The 16723-nt window shown below is 54.5% G+C and carries 20 protein-coding genes; 7 read left to right on the top strand and 13 right to left on the bottom strand.

From position 1 onward, the window contains the following. Positions 1 to 109: 109 nt before the first annotated feature. Positions 110 to 721: a phosphoribosylglycinamide formyltransferase gene (gene purN / locus HFM78_RS08505; protein ID WP_287129007.1), complete on the bottom strand. Its 612-nt coding sequence runs from the start codon at positions 719 to 721 to the stop codon at positions 110 to 112. 53 nt (positions 722 to 774) lie between these two features. Between purN and HFM78_RS08500 the strand changes: the two genes are divergently transcribed. After that, positions 775 to 2517 carry an ABC transporter ATP-binding protein gene (locus HFM78_RS08500; protein WP_287129006.1) on the top strand — a complete coding sequence of 581 codons (1743 nt, stop codon included), beginning with the start codon at positions 775 to 777 and terminating at the stop codon, positions 2515 to 2517. On the opposite strand, the gene HFM78_RS08495 is transcribed toward HFM78_RS08500, so the two are convergent. Both HFM78_RS08495 and HFM78_RS08490 read right to left on the bottom strand, forming a co-directional pair. Continuing rightward, positions 2507 to 4609: a right-handed parallel beta-helix repeat-containing protein gene (locus tag HFM78_RS08495; RefSeq protein ID WP_287129005.1), complete on the bottom strand. Its 2103-nt coding sequence runs from the start codon at positions 4607 to 4609 to the stop codon at positions 2507 to 2509. The genes HFM78_RS08500 and HFM78_RS08495 overlap by 11 nt on opposite strands. A gap of 63 nt (positions 4610 to 4672) precedes the next feature. Next, complete coding sequence (locus HFM78_RS08490) at positions 4673 to 4918, bottom strand: hypothetical protein (RefSeq protein ID WP_287129004.1); 246 nt, start codon at positions 4916 to 4918, stop codon at positions 4673 to 4675. A 296-nt stretch (positions 4919 to 5214) separates the two neighbouring features. Between HFM78_RS08490 and HFM78_RS08485 the strand changes: the two genes are divergently transcribed. After that, the gene (locus HFM78_RS08485; RefSeq protein WP_287129003.1) at positions 5215 to 6279 is read left to right on the top strand and encodes a low specificity L-threonine aldolase; all 1065 of its coding nucleotides are present in this window, start codon (positions 5215 to 5217) and stop codon (positions 6277 to 6279) included. A gap of 100 nt (positions 6280 to 6379) precedes the next feature. On the opposite strand, the gene HFM78_RS08480 is transcribed toward HFM78_RS08485, so the two are convergent. The 4 genes from HFM78_RS08480 to hemH form a co-directional block, all read right to left on the bottom strand. Further along, entirely contained in the window at positions 6380 to 6736 is a 357-nt protein-coding gene (locus tag HFM78_RS08480; RefSeq protein ID WP_287129002.1) for a hypothetical protein, read from the bottom strand. A gap of 36 nt (positions 6737 to 6772) precedes the next feature. Beyond that, the gene (locus tag HFM78_RS08475; protein WP_287129001.1) at positions 6773 to 7135 is read right to left on the bottom strand and encodes a hypothetical protein; all 363 of its coding nucleotides are present in this window, start codon (positions 7133 to 7135) and stop codon (positions 6773 to 6775) included. Positions 7136 to 7300: 165 nt separating this feature from the next. Beyond that, entirely contained in the window at positions 7301 to 8668 is a 1368-nt protein-coding gene (gene pds, locus HFM78_RS08470) for a 15-cis-phytoene desaturase (protein ID WP_287129000.1), read from the bottom strand. A 41-nt stretch (positions 8669 to 8709) separates the two neighbouring features. Then, entirely contained in the window at positions 8710 to 9699 is a 990-nt protein-coding gene (hemH, locus tag HFM78_RS08465) for a ferrochelatase (protein WP_287128999.1), read from the bottom strand. A 179-nt stretch (positions 9700 to 9878) separates the two neighbouring features. On the opposite strand from hemH, the gene HFM78_RS08460 reads away from it, so the two are divergent. Beyond that, on the top strand, positions 9879 to 10208 hold the full coding sequence (locus HFM78_RS08460; RefSeq protein ID WP_287128998.1) for a YbaB/EbfC family nucleoid-associated protein: 330 nt from the start codon (positions 9879 to 9881) through the stop codon (positions 10206 to 10208). Between the two features lie 3 nt (positions 10209 to 10211). Continuing rightward, positions 10212 to 10805 (top strand): recombination mediator RecR, encoded by a 594-nt coding sequence (gene recR, locus HFM78_RS08455; protein ID WP_287128997.1) that lies wholly within the window; start codon positions 10212 to 10214, stop codon positions 10803 to 10805. Here recR and rbfA read toward each other — a convergent pair. Continuing rightward, on the bottom strand, positions 10802 to 11176 hold the full coding sequence (gene rbfA, locus HFM78_RS08450) for a 30S ribosome-binding factor RbfA (RefSeq protein ID WP_287128996.1): 375 nt from the start codon (positions 11174 to 11176) through the stop codon (positions 10802 to 10804). The genes recR and rbfA overlap by 4 nt on opposite strands. Before the next feature lie 53 nt (positions 11177 to 11229). Further along, positions 11230 to 11571, bottom strand: a complete 342-nt coding sequence (locus HFM78_RS08445) for a helix-turn-helix transcriptional regulator (RefSeq protein ID WP_287128995.1) — start codon at positions 11569 to 11571, stop codon at positions 11230 to 11232. A gap of 411 nt (positions 11572 to 11982) precedes the next feature. On the opposite strand from HFM78_RS08445, the gene HFM78_RS08440 reads away from it, so the two are divergent. Together HFM78_RS08440 and HFM78_RS08435 are read left to right on the top strand one after the other, a co-directional pair. Then, positions 11983 to 12411 (top strand): AbrB family transcriptional regulator, encoded by a 429-nt coding sequence (locus HFM78_RS08440; protein ID WP_287128994.1) that lies wholly within the window; start codon positions 11983 to 11985, stop codon positions 12409 to 12411. Positions 12412 to 12491: 80 nt separating this feature from the next. Next, positions 12492 to 13151, top strand: a complete 660-nt coding sequence (locus HFM78_RS08435; protein ID WP_287128993.1) for a DUF1995 family protein — start codon at positions 12492 to 12494, stop codon at positions 13149 to 13151. Between the two features lie 31 nt (positions 13152 to 13182). Here the strand turns inward: HFM78_RS08435 and aroF are convergent, their stop codons facing one another. The 3 genes from aroF to HFM78_RS08420 form a co-directional block, all read right to left on the bottom strand. Further along, entirely contained in the window at positions 13183 to 14223 is a 1041-nt protein-coding gene (gene aroF, locus HFM78_RS08430) for a 3-deoxy-7-phosphoheptulonate synthase (RefSeq protein WP_287128992.1), read from the bottom strand. A 192-nt stretch (positions 14224 to 14415) separates the two neighbouring features. After that, positions 14416 to 14835, bottom strand: coding sequence for a PAM68 family protein (locus tag HFM78_RS08425; protein ID WP_287128991.1), 420 nt, complete (start codon positions 14833 to 14835; stop codon positions 14416 to 14418). 27 nt (positions 14836 to 14862) lie between these two features. Further along, positions 14863 to 15414 (bottom strand): carboxymuconolactone decarboxylase family protein, encoded by a 552-nt coding sequence (locus HFM78_RS08420; RefSeq protein WP_287128990.1) that lies wholly within the window; start codon positions 15412 to 15414, stop codon positions 14863 to 14865. Positions 15415 to 15536: 122 nt separating this feature from the next. Between HFM78_RS08420 and HFM78_RS08415 the strand changes: the two genes are divergently transcribed. Next, a complete protein-coding gene (locus HFM78_RS08415; RefSeq protein WP_287128989.1) occupies positions 15537 to 15722 on the top strand; it encodes a hypothetical protein in 186 nt (61 codons plus the stop codon). Here the strand turns inward: HFM78_RS08415 and HFM78_RS08410 are convergent. Continuing rightward, positions 15719 to 16723 (bottom strand): 3'-5' exonuclease (locus tag HFM78_RS08410; protein WP_287128988.1); only part of this gene is annotated, 1005 nt, incomplete at its 5' end. The two genes, HFM78_RS08415 and HFM78_RS08410, sit on opposite strands and share 4 nt — an antisense overlap.

Here is a 16723-nt window from a genome sequence, read left to right as displayed (position 1 = left end):
GAGCATAGCCCCTACGACAGAGGCGCAATCCGATGTTGCAAGCTGACTCGTGGAACCAAGAGCTGGGCGGTACCGCCCAGCTATCCCCCGGCTTTAGCCCTAGGGAGTGTCAATTAAAAATCGCCTGACGATCCGTGATAACGAATTGACCACGGGCAAAGTGTTGTAAGACCTCGGGGAGGAGTTGGTGTTCGGCGCACTGAATCCGCGCCCCGAGACTCGCTGGAGTATCGCCAGGGAGGACCGAGACCGCCTGTTGCGCGAGAATTACCCCACTATCAACGGCTAGTTCCACTAGATGCACCGTACAGCCCGTAATTTTTACGCCGTAGTTGAGAGCCTGCTCAATGGCCTGGGCTCCTTTGAAGCTGGGCAGCAGACTGGGGTGGATGTTGATGACTTGAAATTGTTCCAGTAAGACGACTGTAACCAACCGCATCCAGCCCGCCATCACTACAAGCTCGGCCCCATGCGCCTGGAGAACCCCGACGATCGCCCGGTCTAAACTCGCCCGGTCTGGGAATTGGCGATGGTCCAGGAGGACAGCGGGTACATCCCAGGTTTGGGCTTGGTGGCGGACCCCAGCTTGGGGATTGTTGTAGATGAGGACCCGGATTTGGGCCTGGAGTCGGCCCTGCCGGATACTTTGGGCGATGGCGGCGAAGTTACTGCCCTTCCCGGAAGCTAAGATCCCCAGGTTGAGGGGTGCGGTTGGAGCCATGTCATCCTACAAGAAGATTGAGTCGGGGGGGGTCAGCCCGATAAAATACCCCCATGGCACAAACTCAATCTAACTTAAAGCGACTCGCTCCTTTCATCTGGCCCCAACGAGCGGTCTTGACACTGGCTCTATTGTGTACGTTGGGTTTTGTTGCTTCGATGCCTGCCCTTGCCTATCTTGCTGAACGCCTAGCTAAGTTCATAGGGGCTGGGGATCTCTTCTCGATGACGGAATTAAGCTACATCACGGTGGCGGTCTTCATCGTGCGCGGGCTCTTCCAGTATGGTCAGGATACTTTGATGGCAAAGGCTTCACTCCAAGCGGTCACCGACCTACGCGACCACGTTTTTGCCCATGTCCAGAGTCTCGATATTGCTTTTTTTATGAAAACTAGGGCGGGTGATTTGGCTTATTTACTCACCGCCGATGTGGACCGACTTTCGGAGGCGGTGCGTCGTTTCTTTGGGCAATTTATTCCGAGTATTTTGACCATTATTTTTGTGGTGGCCTACTTGATTTATCTCAATTGGGCGTTGACGTTGTTGACCTTGACCGTGGCTCCGCTCTTAGGCTTGACCCTGGGCGTGTTTGGGCAAAAGTTACGGGACCGCTCCCGAGAGAGTCAAGACCTCTCCTCGGACTTGTCGGCGTTGTTGACGGAGCTTTTTGGCGGGATTCGCGTCATCCAGGGGTTTGCCACAGAGGGCTACGAGGCGGGCCGTTTCCGGGCTAAGTCGGAGGCGAATCGCGCCGCTCGGTTCAAAAGTGAACAGATTAAGGCAGTCCAGTTCCCTGTGGGCGGCTTTTTGCAGGCGGTGGGCGTCTTGATGCTGGTCTGGGTAGGCGGCTGGCAGATCAGTATGGGTAAGCTTGATGCCAGTCAATTCATTGGTTTTATGGCGGGGATTGGGCTTTTGATTGACCCGATTGTGCTCATCACTACCAACTTCAACGAACTGAAACAAGCTGAATCCTCAGCCGACCGACTTTTTGAGTTACTTGCCATCAAACCCAAGGTCAAGGACCTCCCCGATGCTAAGCCCCTCCCACCAGTGCGTGGGGTAGTCCAACTCAACCATGTTTCCTTTAGTTATGCCGAGACCCCGGTGCTGGTGGACATCAATATCGTCGGGGAACCGGGACAGGTCCTCGCTCTAGTCGGTCCCTCGGGGGGCGGGAAGTCCTCCTTGGTAAATCTACTCAGTCGTTTTTGGGACCCCCAGGAAGGCCAGATCCTCGTGGATGGGGTGGATATCCGCACCGTGACCCTCCCGAGTCTGCGCCGTCAGATCGGGTTAGTACCCCAGGAAACGGTTCTATTCTCCGGGACGATTGCCGAGAACATTGCCTACGGACGCAAAAACACCCCGCTGGCGGACATTGAACAGGCGGCCCGGATTGCCAATGCCCATGAATTTATCCTGGCGTTGCCCCAGGGCTATCAGACCAGGGTGGGCGAACGGGGGGCCAATCTCTCTGGGGGTCAGCGGCAACGAGTAGCCATTGCCCGCGCTGTCCTCCTCGATCCCAAAATCCTACTCCTCGATGAAGCCACCTCCGCCCTCGATGTGGAGTCCGAAGCCTTGGTCCAAGAAGCCTTGAATCGCCTGATGAAGGGCCGCACGGTCTTTATCATTGCCCATCGTCTCTCAACAATCCGGGACGCTGACCGGATTTTTGTCATTGACCAAGGCCGCGTCGTTGAACAGGGCAACCACAGCACTCTCCTCAAGACCAATGGTCTCTACGCCCAACTCTACGCCCGTCAGCTAGAGCCGGTGGTCGTCACCGATTGAAGGCCACCGCACTGCCCGGAGCGGGATAATCCACGGGCGGCAACACCACGGAGCGGGACAGCTTCACCCAACTCGCCTTGCCATAGACCCCGGCTTGACTGGGATCAAAGGGCTTAAAACCCAACTTGCGGGCGGGCGAACCCGGTTTAAGTCGGAAATCGCCCAGGGCTGGGTTAAGGAATTGGGGGTCCGCGACGAGAGAACCTTTATCACGCCCCGACCTCTGCCATGCGCCGAGAGTTTTCCCTTCAAATAGCGCGGGGGTGCCTCCGACTTTGAAATATAAATTGTTTGCCAGTTCTGCCTTGGAGCGGCCCCAGATGCCGATAAATAGGTCACTCTTTTGCCAGTAGACAATGTTATTGGTGAAGATTACTTGGCGGTGCTGCTCTAGGTTCGACAACTGCAACTGACCGTCATTACTCAGGGCAAAGATGTTATTGCGGACGATATTATCTTTGCCATAATGTTGATGATAACCGCCAGTCATCACGTTATAGACCAAGTTGTTCTCAATCAGAATACCCGTGGTCCCTTCATCGGTATAGATCCCCCAGCCGCCCCGCCCGTAGCTACCAAAAGAGTAGACATTGGCGATGACATTATTATTGATCACCGTCCCTTGGGAGGGACCCAGGGTATAGATCCCGCCTAGATCATTGAGGACTCCCCGGCCCACGTCATGGATACGGTTGAAACTGAGCCGGTTACGCTTGGCGAGACTCTCTTGATAGCCCCACCGCCAACCGACGGAGATTCCCGAATAGTTGAGGTCACTGATATCGTTATGGCTAATGCGGTTATCGCCACTGTGCCCGACCCACACCCCCACTGCCCCGGTGAAGATATGTCCCCCCGAGCGGATGATGTTGTTGTCTACGACGTTGTTGCCGCTATAGTCCACGAGCTTGGGTTCCTGCCAATCGCCTACTTTGACTCCCCCCGCCCCGAGGTCCCAGAGATAGCTGCGCTCCACCCGGCAATCATTACAACCCCGCCGCAACCAGACTGCGTAATTACCGATATGGGCAATCTCGGTGTCCTGAATGGCAATGTGTTGGGCGTGGTCGGCTTCAATCATCGCGCCAATCCAGTAGGAAGCCTGTCCACTACTGTAGCCCTGGGGGAGTTGGAGGTACTGCCCGTGGTGGAAAGTGAGGCCCTTGAGGGTGATGTATTCGACTTTTTGGGTGGGGGCACCATTGAAGCGGACGAACTGCTCGACGACCGGGGCAATGACTTCAGCTTTGGTCATGTCCTCCCCCGGCAAGGGAAAGTAGGTCAAGCGTCCCTGACGGTCCAAGTACCATTCGCCGGGTATATCCAGGGCAGCTTGGTAATTTTCAAGGTGGTAACGTTGGTTGGCCCCCCAATTTAAAAACTGCCAAGACATACCCGCTGTTGTAATGAGGGTATGGCTTTGGGGGTCTACGGTAGCGATGGGCAACCGGGAGACCTCCCAGGAGTGGTAGACGACGACCACCGCGTCGCGGAGGGCCGGAGTCCCGGCGGGGAGGGATGTCAGATCGCCGGGACGGGCACGGAAGGCGCGGCTCCTCAAGTCGGCGGGACTCCCCGTGAGCGGGTCAATTCCTGAGGGGACTTTATCTTTGACGTAGAAATAAAACTTGTTCGGGGTACGGGCACGGGTGGCGCGTTTGCCATCAACAAATAGTTGCTCAAACCGCCAATCCGGGGCGACCGTGGCACTCCAAGTCCCGTCGGGATTGCGCTTGAAGTTACGAACTGCCTTTCCCCCACTGAAGACCGGACGCGCTCCCGGTGCCGCTTCATAGCTCACGGGATTTCTGGCGGTCCCGCTGTCTTGCGGCGCGAAGGTCAGGGGTTGATTTAGGATGTAACGGCCCCCCGCCACAACGACGCGCATGGGTTCACGGCGGGGTTTGAGCTTGCGGATCGTGTTTTGGGCGGCCCCCAGGGTAGCGAGGGGACCATCGGTTTTGGCGGCATTAGGACGGGCTAATTTACCGGACCAACTATCTTTGCCGTCAGTCGCCACATAGACCGTAGCGGCCTGAACCTCTAGTCCTAGAGCCAATACCCCCACCAAAAACCCGTATCGCCAACCCATGCTCATCCTCGACTGTCTTTGTTATCGTACTCAAGCTAGCTATGGGATTTAACCGTTGCTGGTTTACTTTTTCAAGGTGGACACCTTCTCGGCAACCTCCCAACTGGGCGGTTTACGCTTTTGCACCAGTAAAATTTCTTTCCATGGGCAAAATAAGGTCTCCTCAGTAATCGGGATGGCTTTTCGGATCGCCGGGTCACACAGATCAACAATATTCTCCATCGCCAAGCAATAGGCGCAGAACGTGCCTGGACGGACGAGTAGCTCCTGCTGATACTCGGCAAAAGCAGTATCAATCTCTTCCGACATATACGTCTGTGAGCCAGTAACCGCAAGGGAATCCCCGCGCCTTTAGGTCGGGGAGCATGTCAAAGTAGGAATATACGCCCCCAGTACGCAGATCGAGAGGTACTTCTACCGCATCGCCGTGGCCCTCTGCCACTAACTATTGTGCTGTCTTGTTGTCGAAGCCCGTGATCGGCTATAAGTTGTTGGCCTTGTACCCAACTCACGATTCGTCGGTACCAAGTAGGCAGCCAAGCGCGAGCACAATTTCTACTTTGTCAGCTAGCTAGGATAGGAACGAACCTTTACCCAGCCCGACCATGCCACCCATTGACCTCCGCAGCGATACGGTAACTCGTCCTACGTCAGGGATGCTTCAAGCCATGATGCGGGCAGAGGTGGGAGATGACACGCTGGGGGATGACCCGACGGTGCAAGCTCTGGAGGAGCGGATGGCGGACCTGTTGGGTCATCCGCAGGCCCTCTTTGTGCCCTCGGGGACGATGGGCAACCAGATCTGTTTACGGGTCCATACGCGCAGTGGCGATGAAGTGATTGCTGAGGGTCGTTCCCACATTTTCAATCTAGAGTCGGGGGCGGCGGCGGGATTGTCGGGTATCCAGATTCTCCCGGTCCCGGCGGTGCGCGGTCTATTGACAGTAGAACAAATCCGGTCGGCGATCCGGGAGCGGGGCAATGTCCATTACGCACCGACGGCCTTGGTCTGTTTGGAGAATACCCACAACTGGGCTGGGGGCGTGGTTTACTCCGTTGAGCGCGTGCGACAGATCCGGGCCTTTGTCCAAAGTGAAGGTCTGCCCTTACATCTAGACGGAGCGCGGTTATTTAATGCGGCGGTGGCAGTCGGGGTTGCCCCTAAGTGTTATGGGGTCTTATTCGACTCGGCCTCGGTCTGTCTCTCCAAGGGTCTCGGGGCACCGATGGGTTCGATGATTGTCGGGAGTCCTGATTTCATTGTCCGTGCCCGCCGGTACCGCAAGATGTTTGGGGGTGGTCTCCGGCAAGTAGGGTATATGGCGGCGGCGGCCCTCTACGCCTTGGACCATCACGTTGAGCGGTTAGCGGAGGACCATCGGCGGGCAGGGCGGCTGGCTCTGGGATTGGCGGAGGTTCCTGGTCTGGATCTAGACCTAGAAGCAATCCAGACCAACATTGTTATTTTCGACGTGGGTAATACGGGTATCCCGAGCGCGGCTTTCACGGACTATCTTCAGCAAGCGGGTATCCTTGCTAGTACCTTCGGACCCAACCGTGTCCGCTTTGTGACCCACCTGCACATTACCGATCTGGCGATCGAAACCACCCTCCACAAAGTTCATGAAATCGTCATGACCCACACCCCCCGCCGGACGGTGAGCGTCTGATTGAGCAGCAACTAACCCGGCAAGTGAAACCAGATTTAGGATACGCTCTGTGTCTGCATCCTATTTTGATCGCCAATTCAAGTTAGTCCAGATAGCTGATCTAGTGATTTCGGTAGGAGAGAATCACCGTTTTGGTCCGCCCTTTTGTCCGGTTGAGCAGTGCTCGTAGCCCCAGTTTTAAACTTTGTCTATGCAGGGCCGCCCATAGATTCAACCCCAGGCATACGCCTGCCAATCCCAATAAGACAAAGGTAGGGACCATTACGACCCCAATCCAGAGCCAAGTTGCCACATGGAGTAGCATGACCAAAGCCCAAACCGACCCCAACCGGACTAGCATTTGAGTCCAGACTGAACCCCGACCTACTGCCCAGAGGACCAACCCCGTAGTCAAGACATTGGCTGGGACTAAGAAGGCACAAATCTCAACACAGTAATGATGAGAAAATTCTAGCAAGCGTCCCTCCTTAGAGGTCACTACTGGGATTGTACGCTATCGATCTATCACCGGACGCACTCTCTGACCCCGGTACATTGCCGGCTGCAGTTTAGCCGCAGAGGGTAGATGGACGGAGGAGGTTGTTTCTGTACCCCGATAGGTAGCCCCAGTTACTGCCGACTTGCGTAAGTCCTTCCCGGCAGTCCAGAGTGAAATGCGGTGAGCCTCACGCACCACTAAACAAAAAATCCCCTTGTCTAGCATCTCCCGGCAGTACTTGAGGGCACGGATGTATTCATCCTGGGGATATTCACCCAGGGGGGCATACAGTTTATGCAGGTATTCAATTCCGGTCACGGTCGCCCCGTTCATAAGCACCGAACATAACTCGACTTGCTCACCAGTAAGAATCAACATGATCTACTCCTTGGGCTGGGGGATTGGGCTTATCTTGCCCCCTACCTGCCCATCTTCACGGTGACTAGCGGCACAGGTCGTCCGTGATTCCCGTTGCTCCTAATTAGGAGGCTTGTCGGGAACTACCCATAACAGCAAGCCTTAGCTTCCTCAAAATTGCGGAAGTCAAGGTTGAGAAGTTTTGCTCTCTGCTACCCGTTGAGCACAAAGTTTTCCACTCAGGACCGCGCCTTCCATACTCCCCAGGTATTCTTGCTTGGTAAAACTCCCCGCCAAGAAGAAATTGGCAATTGGCGTCTTTTGGGTGGGACGGAGAGCTTCACAGCCAGGGACCGCTTTGTAGACCGAGCGGGGAGTCTTGACGATGTGATACTTGACTAGACGGGCCGGGTCTGGTATCTCTTCAGGAAAAAGACGGGCCAACTCCGCCATGGTCGCCGCTAGGATAGCTTCATCGGGCCGGGTAATCCAGTCTTGGGCCGGGGCGAACACCAGTTCCAGCATCGAACGGTCATCATCGGCGTAACCGCGACAAACGTTGGACATATCGGCGTAGACACTGAGCAATTCCGAGCGGCTAAAGAGGATGTTGTCGAGGGTAGTCAACTTGCGGTCAAACCAGAGTTGGAGATTGATAACCGGGACTCCTTCTAGCTGAGCCATCCGCTCAAAAAATGGCAGAGTCCGCCAGGGGTGGGGCAAGAGGGCCTTGAGGGGGTCTACTGCCAAGGCCGAGACATAGGCATCCCCAGTGACAATCTCGCCAGAGCGCAGCTGAAACCCCCTGACCGTACCCTCTGGGTTGAGGAGAATTTCCTGAAGAGCTTGCTCAGTCTGGACAGTGCCACCACGAGCGGTGATGTAATCTACCAGGGGTTCCAGTAGGCGTTCCGGCGGGGCACCATCTAAGAAGGCCATTCGCGAACCATCTTTTTCTTTGAGGAACCGATTTAGCGCAGTTAGCAAAATTGTGGCGGAGATCTCGTTGGGATTGATGAAGTTGAGGGCCTTACTCATCGCCACAAAAACTTCTTTTTCGACACGGGGCGGGATATTGCGCTCCTGCATCCACGCTGACCAGGTGCGATTATCCATCGCCTCGACGTAGGACTGGCCCTGGAGGATAGCGGGAATCAAGCCCAGCCCGAATTTAATTTTTTCGGGCCAAGTGAGCATGTCGTTATTGCGTAGAATCGCCGTCACCCCGTTTAAGGGTGCGGGTAAAGCCTCGGGGAAGTCGAAGCTGGAATAGGTCCCCGGCGCGTCGGGCATATTGAAGATCATGGAATGGTCTTTCCACTGGAGACGGTCACTGATACCCAGTTCCGCCAAGAGTTGCAACATATTCGGATAGGCCCCAAAAAAAACATGTAAGCCCGTCTCGTACCAATCCCCTTCCGCATCCCGCCACGCCGCTACTAGGCCCCCTAGAACATCGCGCCGTTCTAAGACAACGGGTGTAATCTCTTGGTCACACAAATACTTGGCACAGGACAACCCTGCTAACCCCCCGCCAGCAATAACGACGCGCATACTTGCCTCAGGAACTTTACATATATTAACAAGTCGGCGGGCTAGGAAGGCTGTAACACCCGGTCATCTAGCTGTTCTTGTACCAGGAGAGCTAGTTCGTTGATAAAGTCTGGCTCAATATTGAGGGTCCGTACCCGGCGGAAATTTGGAATCCCGCTTTCGTGGGCGAGGTGGCGATACTCGATATCAATTTCCTGGAGCGTCTCAATGTGTTCAGAGATAAAGCTAATCGGGATAGTGAGCAGGTTCGTTACCCCCTGACGAGCCAACCGGGGAATAATGTCCTCAGTGTAGGGCTGTAACCACTCCACCGGGCCGACTTTACTCTGGTAGGCCAAGCTAGAACGGTTGGGCAGAGCCAAGGCCGCCGTCAGTAGTTGAACCGAGGCTTCGATCTGTTGCTGGTAAGGGTCGCCTCCAGTCTCCACATAGCTCTTGGGCACCCCGTGGGCTGAAAAAAGAATGTGGACCCGCTCCGGCTGCTCAAATTTAGCCAGTTCGCGGTGGATGAGACGGACCATACCCCGGATGTAGCCAGGACGGTCATAAAATGAAAGAATATCGCGGCGTTCAATCTGCTGAAGCTGGGGGTCTTCGGCCCAAGCTTGATTCAATAATTTGTAGCTAGAGCCACTGGTTGAGATTGAATACTGGGGATATAGAGGCAGGACGACCAGTTTCTCAATTCCGTCGGCTTTGATCTGAGTTAGGGCTGCCTCAGTATAGGGATGCCAGTAGCGCATCCCTACATAGACTTTGACCTCAATCCCACGCCGCGCTAGAGTTTTTTTGAGGACCCGGCCCTGCTGAGCAGTAATGGCCTTGATGGGAGATTTACCGCCAATACTGGCGTAATTTTTTAGAGAAAGGGGTGCACGCAGGGTGGAAATTAACCACGCCAAGGGCTTTTGTAAAAAAGGAACGGGCAGACGGATGATCTCTGGGTCCGAAAATAGATTGTAGAGAAACGGCTTGACGTCTTCTGACCGCGCCGGTCCCCCCAAGTTCAACAACAAAACACCTATACGCATTCCTTTTTCCAAGCGTCCCTATGCTTAGGCTATCGGCTATGGGGCCGGGGCGCAAGGGGAATTATGTACAAATGTTAAGCAAGCTGAGACTTAATGGCGGGAGTGGTCTAAGCTACACTGAGTAAACCGGGTACGATTTGGGTACCTTGATGTGAGCATTGTAAAAAAGGAAATTCATCATGGCAAAGGGATTTGGTCAATTCGCCCAGATGCAGGAAGCCCTCAAGAAGGCCAAGCAAGTCCAGCAGGATGCCACCCGTCTCCAGGACGAACTGGCTGATACTACGGTGGTAGGGACGGCTCCCGGTGGTCTAGTCAAAGTCACCATGAGTGGTAACCAAGAACCAATCTCCATCAGCATTGACCCTGAAGCTCTCAAGGAAGACCTCGGGATGCTTGAAGACCTAGTTTTGACTGCCTTCAAAGATGCTTATACCCAATCCACAGACTTGATGCGCAACAAGATGAGCGACCTGACGGGCGGCATCAGCGTACCGGGGTTGTTCTAGGGCGTGTACACCCGTCCTCTGGCTCGACTGATTGACCAGTTACAGCGACTGCCGGGGATTGGTCCTAAGACTGCCCAGCGGTTGGCCTTCTATCTGCTCAAACGGCCCAAACAAGAAACGCTGCAACTGGCCCAGTCCTTAATTGATGCCACCGAACAGATCGGGGTCTGCCGCCAATGCTTCACGCTCTCGGCGGAGGACCCCTGCGATATTTGTAGTAATCCCAACCGTGAATTGAGCCAAGTCTGTGTTGTTGCTGAACCCCGCGATGTCATTGCGATGGAGCGGACCCGCGAGTATAAGGGCCGCTACCACGTGTTGGGGGGCTTGCTCTCACCAATGGAAGGAATTGGCCCTGAACAGCTAAAAGTTAAGGAACTCGTCCAACGAGTGAACCGCGACGAGGTGGGCGAGGTGATCATGGCCATCAACCCCAGCGTTGAGGGCGAGACGACAATCCTCTATGTGGGCAAATTACTCAAACCTTTTACTAAAGTCACTCGGTTAGCCTCGGGTCTCCCCATGGGTGGCGATTTAGAATATGCCGATGAAATGACCCTTGCCCGTGCCCTAGAGGACCGCCGCGAACTGATTTAAGGTGCTGGTTCCTCAAGGGGCGGGTCTTTTTTCAGTTGGTTTAACAGCGTCATCATCCGGTCACCGCGCTCTAACGAAGTATCTTGTTCAAAATGAACTTCTGGTGTGTAGCGCAAACGAATCCGTCGCCCTAACTCCCCACGCACAAAACCGGCTGCTGAGTTGAGTCCTGCCATCGCCGCTATTTGCGCTTGGCTGTCCCCATAGATGCTCACGTAGATCGTGCAGTGGCGCAGGTCCCCGGTTACTTCAACCTCAGTGATGCTGACCATCCCGGCATGAATACGACTGTCTTTGAGACCACGCAGTAAAAGATCACTCATTTCCTTGCGGACCTGTTCCCCAATACGCTCAGTACGAAAGGATTTCATGGCAACCTCAGCGGGATAAGGCTCGACGGGTATGCCCCTTAGAGCTATGGGTATTAATTGTCCAGAAATGTCACAGCCCGAAATTGTTCTGCTTCATTCTCAATGCGGTCAGCAATTCGTTCACAGACCGAGTTACAAAGGCGAAAGGCCGTATCATCGGCTACGGCATAAATCGCACGCGTGCCCTCAGGACGGCGGGTGACGAGGGCAGCATTAAGCATAACCTTGAGGTGCTTGGAGACGTTGGCTTGAGAAGTGGCGGTCGCTTCGACCAGTTCCCCCACGCTACGCTCCCGCTCGTGCAGCAAGTGTAGCAGCCGGAGACGAGTCGGCTCAGAAAGGACCTTAAAATAATCAGCCACACGGTCAAGGACTTGATCAGGGAGATGCTTCATTCGAGATTTCCATTGAGAGGCGCGAACAGCTTATTCGATGGTAGCCTAAATCATCTGCGATATAAATGTATGCTTGGGAAATCCATCACCCTACTTATCAGCTTCACTGGCAACATGTACCTCTATCAAGCTAGACCCCATACGTCAACTATTAAGAAAAGTAAACTAGTTGCAGTGGTCTGCACCCACACTCTTATGCCATTCAAGCTGGGCTACTTTTCTACAATCCATCGTTTTATTAGGTATTTTTGAACGGTTTGGGGATCGCTTTAGTAGTGCCACCCATTTGACTTTAAAAAAGTATACAGTAACAACCTAAAGATGTAAAAAATATTAGAGGTAGTATTGGTATTCTAATTGATATAGGGTTAAATAGGAGTGAACCAAACGAAATGGGAGCCATTTACATCCATGCCTAACGCGCAAGAAGTTCTGTCTTCTCCCCTCCAGGGTGAAGCCCTAGTCGCCAAGTTCAAAGAGTTGACCGCCCAGGGACTCGACAAGAAAGATGTTGCCATTGCCTGTGGTTACATCCGTGGAGGACGGGGTGGTAAAACAGGTAATATAGTTGCGCTACAAACTGCCTTGTTAGAAGCAGTCCAACCCAAGATGTTTGGGAACAAATCCATCAAAGCACGGCCTACCAAACAGCGTGGCGGACGCATCGCTAACTACCGAATTCAAGTTCAACAAAATGGCAACCTGCTAATTGGCGGAGCCTATACCCGACGCATGGGCTTTCAACCCGGTTCTGAGTTTGAAATTCAATTGGGCCGTAAGCATATTAAGCTCCTTCAAGTCAAGTCTACCGGCGAGGTCGAAACCGACGACGACGAATAACTTACCTCTCACCAAGCCCCGGCGACTGTGCCTTAAATTATGGAGAACGCTATCCTGGGAATGACAGGATGGAGTCAGTGATGAGTGAACTGCCGCGCACTTTTGATGAATCCTTGGCCCAGATGACCACGGCAGTTCAGCAAGGGATTCACCAGGGTAAGTATCGTGCCCAAGTCGAGTTTCGTACGCCCGGTTTGGAGCTATTAACCGTCCTGGGTCCGCTGGTATCAGCATTGCCCGCGCCGGTTCAAATCCTTTTTCCCGATGCGGGAGCGGCGGCCCTGGCAAGTCAACAGTTAGGGGACTGGGCAGGCGTGACCCTCTGTAGTATTGCCCGGGGCTCTGTGGAGGCTAGCGCGAGTCTCATCCTGGTCCAGACGAGCGCGGTGGAGGTAGACCGGGCGGAGCGACTGGCAAATGAAGCCAAAGGAAAACCATTCATCTTCGTCAATCCCCAACTGGATGCTGGAGCGGTCGGGATTGGGTTGGCGGGTCGTCAACTGCGGACGCGCTTTTTAAACACGCTAGAAGTCCTCTATTTCCTTGAACCCTTGGAAGGCGGCGCATTGCGGCGGGCCTTCCCCAGCAACTGGGAAATTTGGCAGGAAAAAGCAGGCGACTACGCCCTCGTCAGCGAACGGGGACAACGGCCCTCCCCGGAGGATATCTACACGGCTTTAGCACGAAAAGAAGGCTTCTTTGCCAGTTTAGAGAAGCTGTTTCGAGCGTTAGGAAGTTGATGGGTCAGGATGCCTGACCCACTAAAGTTTTCTAGACTGTGCTCAAGGTACGGGGACCGCGCTCAAAAACCGTTGCTAAGTGGCTGACGGCACCCATCAATTCCTGGAATTGTTCAGGCGTCAAGGACTGGGCACCGTCGGAGAGAGCTTTAGCGGGGGTAGGATGGACCTCGACCATCAAGCCGTCACAACCCGCCGCCACCGCTGCTAGACTCATGGACTTGACGAACTGGGCTTTACCCGTGGCGTGGGCCGGGTCTACCACAATGGGCAGGTGGGTCAGGGTCCGCAAGACCGGGATGGCGGAGAGGTCCAGGACATTACGGGTGTACTGTTGGTCAAAGCTACGAATACCCCGCTCACACAAAAGAACATTGGGGTTCCCCGCTGCCAGGATGTATTCAGCAGCCAAGAGCCATTCATTGATCGAGCTACTGAATCCGCGCTTGAGCAAAATTGGCTTGTCCACTTGACCGAGCTTTTTGAGGAGGGCGTAGTTCTGCATGTTACGTGCCCCCACCTGGAGGACATCCGCCACTGCTGCCACCATGTCAATGTCGGCAGTGTCCATGACCTCGGTGATGATCCCCAAGCCGCTTGCAGCACGGGCGGCGGCGAGTAATTCTAGCGCACTCTCACCGTGGCCCTGGAATTCGTAGGGAGAGGTGCGGGGTTTGAAGGCTCCACCGCGTAGGAACTGCGCCCCGGCTGCTTTTACCGCGAGCGCGGTCTCGATAATCATGGCCTCGGACTCGACGGAGCAGGGTCCGGCAATCGTAAAGACCGGATGGTCCGCGCCTAGGGGAATACCGCGCACGGTAATTGTGGTCGGCTCGGGATGGAATTCACGGCTGGCCCGCTTGAAACGCTTCTCGACCCGCATCACTCGTTCCACAAAGGGACTTAAACCGTAACATTGGCTCTCGGAGACGATGCGGGTATCACCAATCAAACCAATCACCACATGGGCACTACCCACACTGACATGGGGCTCTAGGGACCACTGGGTAACGGTTTGTACAATTTCATCCAAAATTTCGCGGGGTGTCCCCGGTTTCAGCACGATAATCATCAGGTTTCCTCAATGGGTTGTTTAGGTTTACTTGCTCAGGACACGGTCAATACGTGCTGCGCCATCGCCGCACGGCGAAAGTGGCGCATTCTCCTGGCGGTTGAACTAACATTGAGGACATTTTAAAAGCTCCCGTGACTGGGCACGAACGAGGGCTATCTTATCACGCTCACCGAAAAAGTAGCAAAAAATTCATTTTGGACCGGCCTGGGTTTTACGTTGCTCACGGGCGCGTTCCCCTTCGGTTTTCAGAGCATTCCGCAAGCGTTGTAAGTTGACTTGAAAATTTTGCCAGCCCAGCCAAGATTTCGCCTCGTCGGGTGTCCAAGCGGTCGAGAGCATCCCGTAGACGGCTGAACCCGAGGCGAGTAACACGAACCCAATACTGATTAAAAGAACTTGACCCGGCGTAATTCCTGCCCCTGATTTGGCTGCCCAGAAGCTTAATGGGAACGACAGGAAGACCAACAGGGTCGGCGGCCCCCCGAAAATCAAGAGCCGCTTCGCCATCTCATCCGCCACGGGTTTAGGAATGCCATCGCGGGTGAAGGGCATGGCTGAGGAGTGGGCGGGCGTGGGCGGGACGGGACGGCGGCGGTTTCGTTTAGCCATATTTTTATGGTAGAGGGTCAGCAAGTCTTAGGGCCGGGGGTTCTCTTGGAAAACCGCGTCGAGGGGTACTTCCAGGGCATCAATCACCTTGGTCCAGAAGTTAAGGACCCCAATCAGAGCCGTCAGTTCTACCAAGTCAGGCTCGCTGAAATGGTCCTTGAGTTGGTGGAAGAAACTCTCACTGACGCTGGTACTCGGGACCGTGATGCGCTCAGCGTATTCCAGGGCTAGTTTCTCGGTGGGGCTATAGAGGTCACTCCCAGCGAAACGGGCGACCTGCTGAATTTTTTCTTCGGGGGTGTTGAGTTTGCGGAGCATATAAGTGTGCATCGGCACACAGTACCCCCGGCAACCGTTGATCTGGGCAATGCGGAGGCTCAAAAGTTCCTTGAGATCTTCAGGGAGGTTAGGGTTGTGCTGGTGGACAGCCCCGTAAAGCCGCATCACGCCCTGCATGATCTGGGGCTGGTGAGCCATAACCTTTAAAGGATTGAGAGCGGTGCCGTACTGCTTCTCCAGACTCTTGTAGACGGTTTGCAGTTGCTTATCGTTCTCGGCTTCGACGGGACTCACACGCATCAGAGATTCTCTTAGACTTTGTATTACAGAATAGCAGGGTAATGACCGTAAATTCGTAACAAAACTTGGCATAAAATGACCTTGACGAATAAAATGGGATCAGCATCCTAACGGTCCTAACCATGAAAAGTCAAGCTATGCCAGAACTGATGCGGCGTTCCGTGGAGAGCTTTTTGACGCAATTGACGGAGACCCTCGACCCCTTGGAAGCCATTCAGATCACTAATCTGACGATGAACCTAATGAACACGGTGTATGTCATGGGTCTCCACGATGGGCAAGTTACTGACCTCACAGTGGCTCGTTAGGGCTGTAACCATTGCAAGACCTGGGCGGGTTGTCCATGACCACTCACGCTTAGGTAATAGCGGGGCCGGGTCAAGCCGACATAGAGGAGCCGTAACCGCTCTGTAATAATGTCATCCTTGACCCGTTCGGCAAAATCTTGGTCAGTACCTTCTAAATTGAACTCAGATTTGAGTTGGGCCTGTGGATAGATGGTCAAGTAGTCCAACTGCCCCTGAAAACTACCCTCATGATCCGTCGGGAACCAGTAATCCGTCACGCCTACGATGAAAACCGCGCCCCACTCCCGGCCTTTGCAGGAGTGGAAGGTGCAAAGCTCAATCTGACCAGGCACCTCCTCGCCCTCATCCGGGGTGACCGCACTCCAGCGCAACAACTGTTCACGGCCCTGTTGACGGTTGAAAAAGCGCATCAATGCTGGGAAGGTCCGGGCTTGACCGGTGAGGATGACTTTACGGGCTAGGTTCTCGGCGGTGGCTAGAGCTTGGGGGCAGGGGTCCACGAGAGCGGTGGCTTGAAACAGGAAATCCACCAGGGGTTCCTTACGCTGATCGTACAAGTGCAGCAAGTCTTGAGCTAACCGGGTAAATTCCTTGCGGTCGTCGGTGGGTAGACGTGACCACTGGGGCAGTTGGAGCCAGGGTTGGTTGCCATCCAGCCAATCCACGGTATCTAGCTGGGCACTCAGAGCTAGCACCAAGCCCTTGTGGTCAAAATTGCCGAGCTTCAGCCACAGGTCGCGCACGGGTAAAAGGGGGTCATAGACCCAACGCAAGAGCGCGATGAGACGTTTAAAGAATTCACTGGCACTACCTTGGCGGTAATCCACAAAGGCAATATTCCCTTGGCGCAATAGCTCAGCCATCTCATCAAGACTGCGATGGGAGAAGGCCAAGACTGCGACGGAGTGGTCCGGGTAATTTTTCAGATAGCGGTTAGCTCGTTCTAAGACTTGGCGGTGTTCGCTGGCGCGGTCGGGAGCCGTCCAGATCCGGGGCTGGCT

This window comes from Candidatus Cyanaurora vandensis (assembly GCF_013285555.1).
Classification (GTDB): domain Bacteria; phylum Cyanobacteriota; class Cyanobacteriia; order Gloeobacterales; family Anthocerotibacteraceae; genus Cyanaurora; species Cyanaurora vandensis.
The sequence above is the reverse complement of the archived record's forward strand: the minus strand, read 5'-3'. Positions and strand labels throughout refer to the sequence as shown.

Bases quoted from the DNA above. Each gene is read 5' to 3' on its own strand.
- purN (WP_287129007.1), bottom strand. From the start codon at position 721: ATGGCTCCAACCGCACCCCTCAACCTGGGGATCTTAGCTTCCGGGAAG.
- HFM78_RS08500 (WP_287129006.1), top strand. From the start codon at position 775: ATGGCACAAACTCAATCTAACTTAAAGCGACTCGCTCCTTTCATCTGG.
- HFM78_RS08495 (WP_287129005.1), bottom strand. From the start codon at position 4,609: ATGGGTTGGCGATACGGGTTTTTGGTGGGGGTATTGGCTCTAGGACTA.
- HFM78_RS08490 (WP_287129004.1), bottom strand. From the start codon at position 4,918: ATGTCGGAAGAGATTGATACTGCTTTTGCCGAGTATCAGCAGGAGCTA.
- HFM78_RS08485 (WP_287129003.1), top strand. From the start codon at position 5,215: ATGCCACCCATTGACCTCCGCAGCGATACGGTAACTCGTCCTACGTCA.
- HFM78_RS08475 (WP_287129001.1), bottom strand. From the start codon at position 7,135: ATGTTGATTCTTACTGGTGAGCAAGTCGAGTTATGTTCGGTGCTTATG.
- pds (WP_287129000.1), bottom strand. From the start codon at position 8,668: ATGCGCGTCGTTATTGCTGGCGGGGGGTTAGCAGGGTTGTCCTGTGCC.
- hemH (WP_287128999.1), bottom strand. From the start codon at position 9,699: ATGCGTATAGGTGTTTTGTTGTTGAACTTGGGGGGACCGGCGCGGTCA.
- HFM78_RS08460 (WP_287128998.1), top strand. From the start codon at position 9,879: ATGGCAAAGGGATTTGGTCAATTCGCCCAGATGCAGGAAGCCCTCAAG.
- rbfA (WP_287128996.1), bottom strand. From the start codon at position 11,176: ATGAAATCCTTTCGTACTGAGCGTATTGGGGAACAGGTCCGCAAGGAA.
- HFM78_RS08445 (WP_287128995.1), bottom strand. From the start codon at position 11,571: ATGAAGCATCTCCCTGATCAAGTCCTTGACCGTGTGGCTGATTATTTT.
- HFM78_RS08440 (WP_287128994.1), top strand. From the start codon at position 11,983: ATGCCTAACGCGCAAGAAGTTCTGTCTTCTCCCCTCCAGGGTGAAGCC.
- HFM78_RS08435 (WP_287128993.1), top strand. From the start codon at position 12,492: ATGAGTGAACTGCCGCGCACTTTTGATGAATCCTTGGCCCAGATGACC.
- aroF (WP_287128992.1), bottom strand. From the start codon at position 14,223: ATGATTATCGTGCTGAAACCGGGGACACCCCGCGAAATTTTGGATGAA.
- HFM78_RS08425 (WP_287128991.1), bottom strand. From the start codon at position 14,835: ATGGCTAAACGAAACCGCCGCCGTCCCGTCCCGCCCACGCCCGCCCAC.
- HFM78_RS08420 (WP_287128990.1), bottom strand. From the start codon at position 15,414: ATGCGTGTGAGTCCCGTCGAAGCCGAGAACGATAAGCAACTGCAAACC.
- HFM78_RS08415 (WP_287128989.1), top strand. From the start codon at position 15,537: ATGAAAAGTCAAGCTATGCCAGAACTGATGCGGCGTTCCGTGGAGAGC.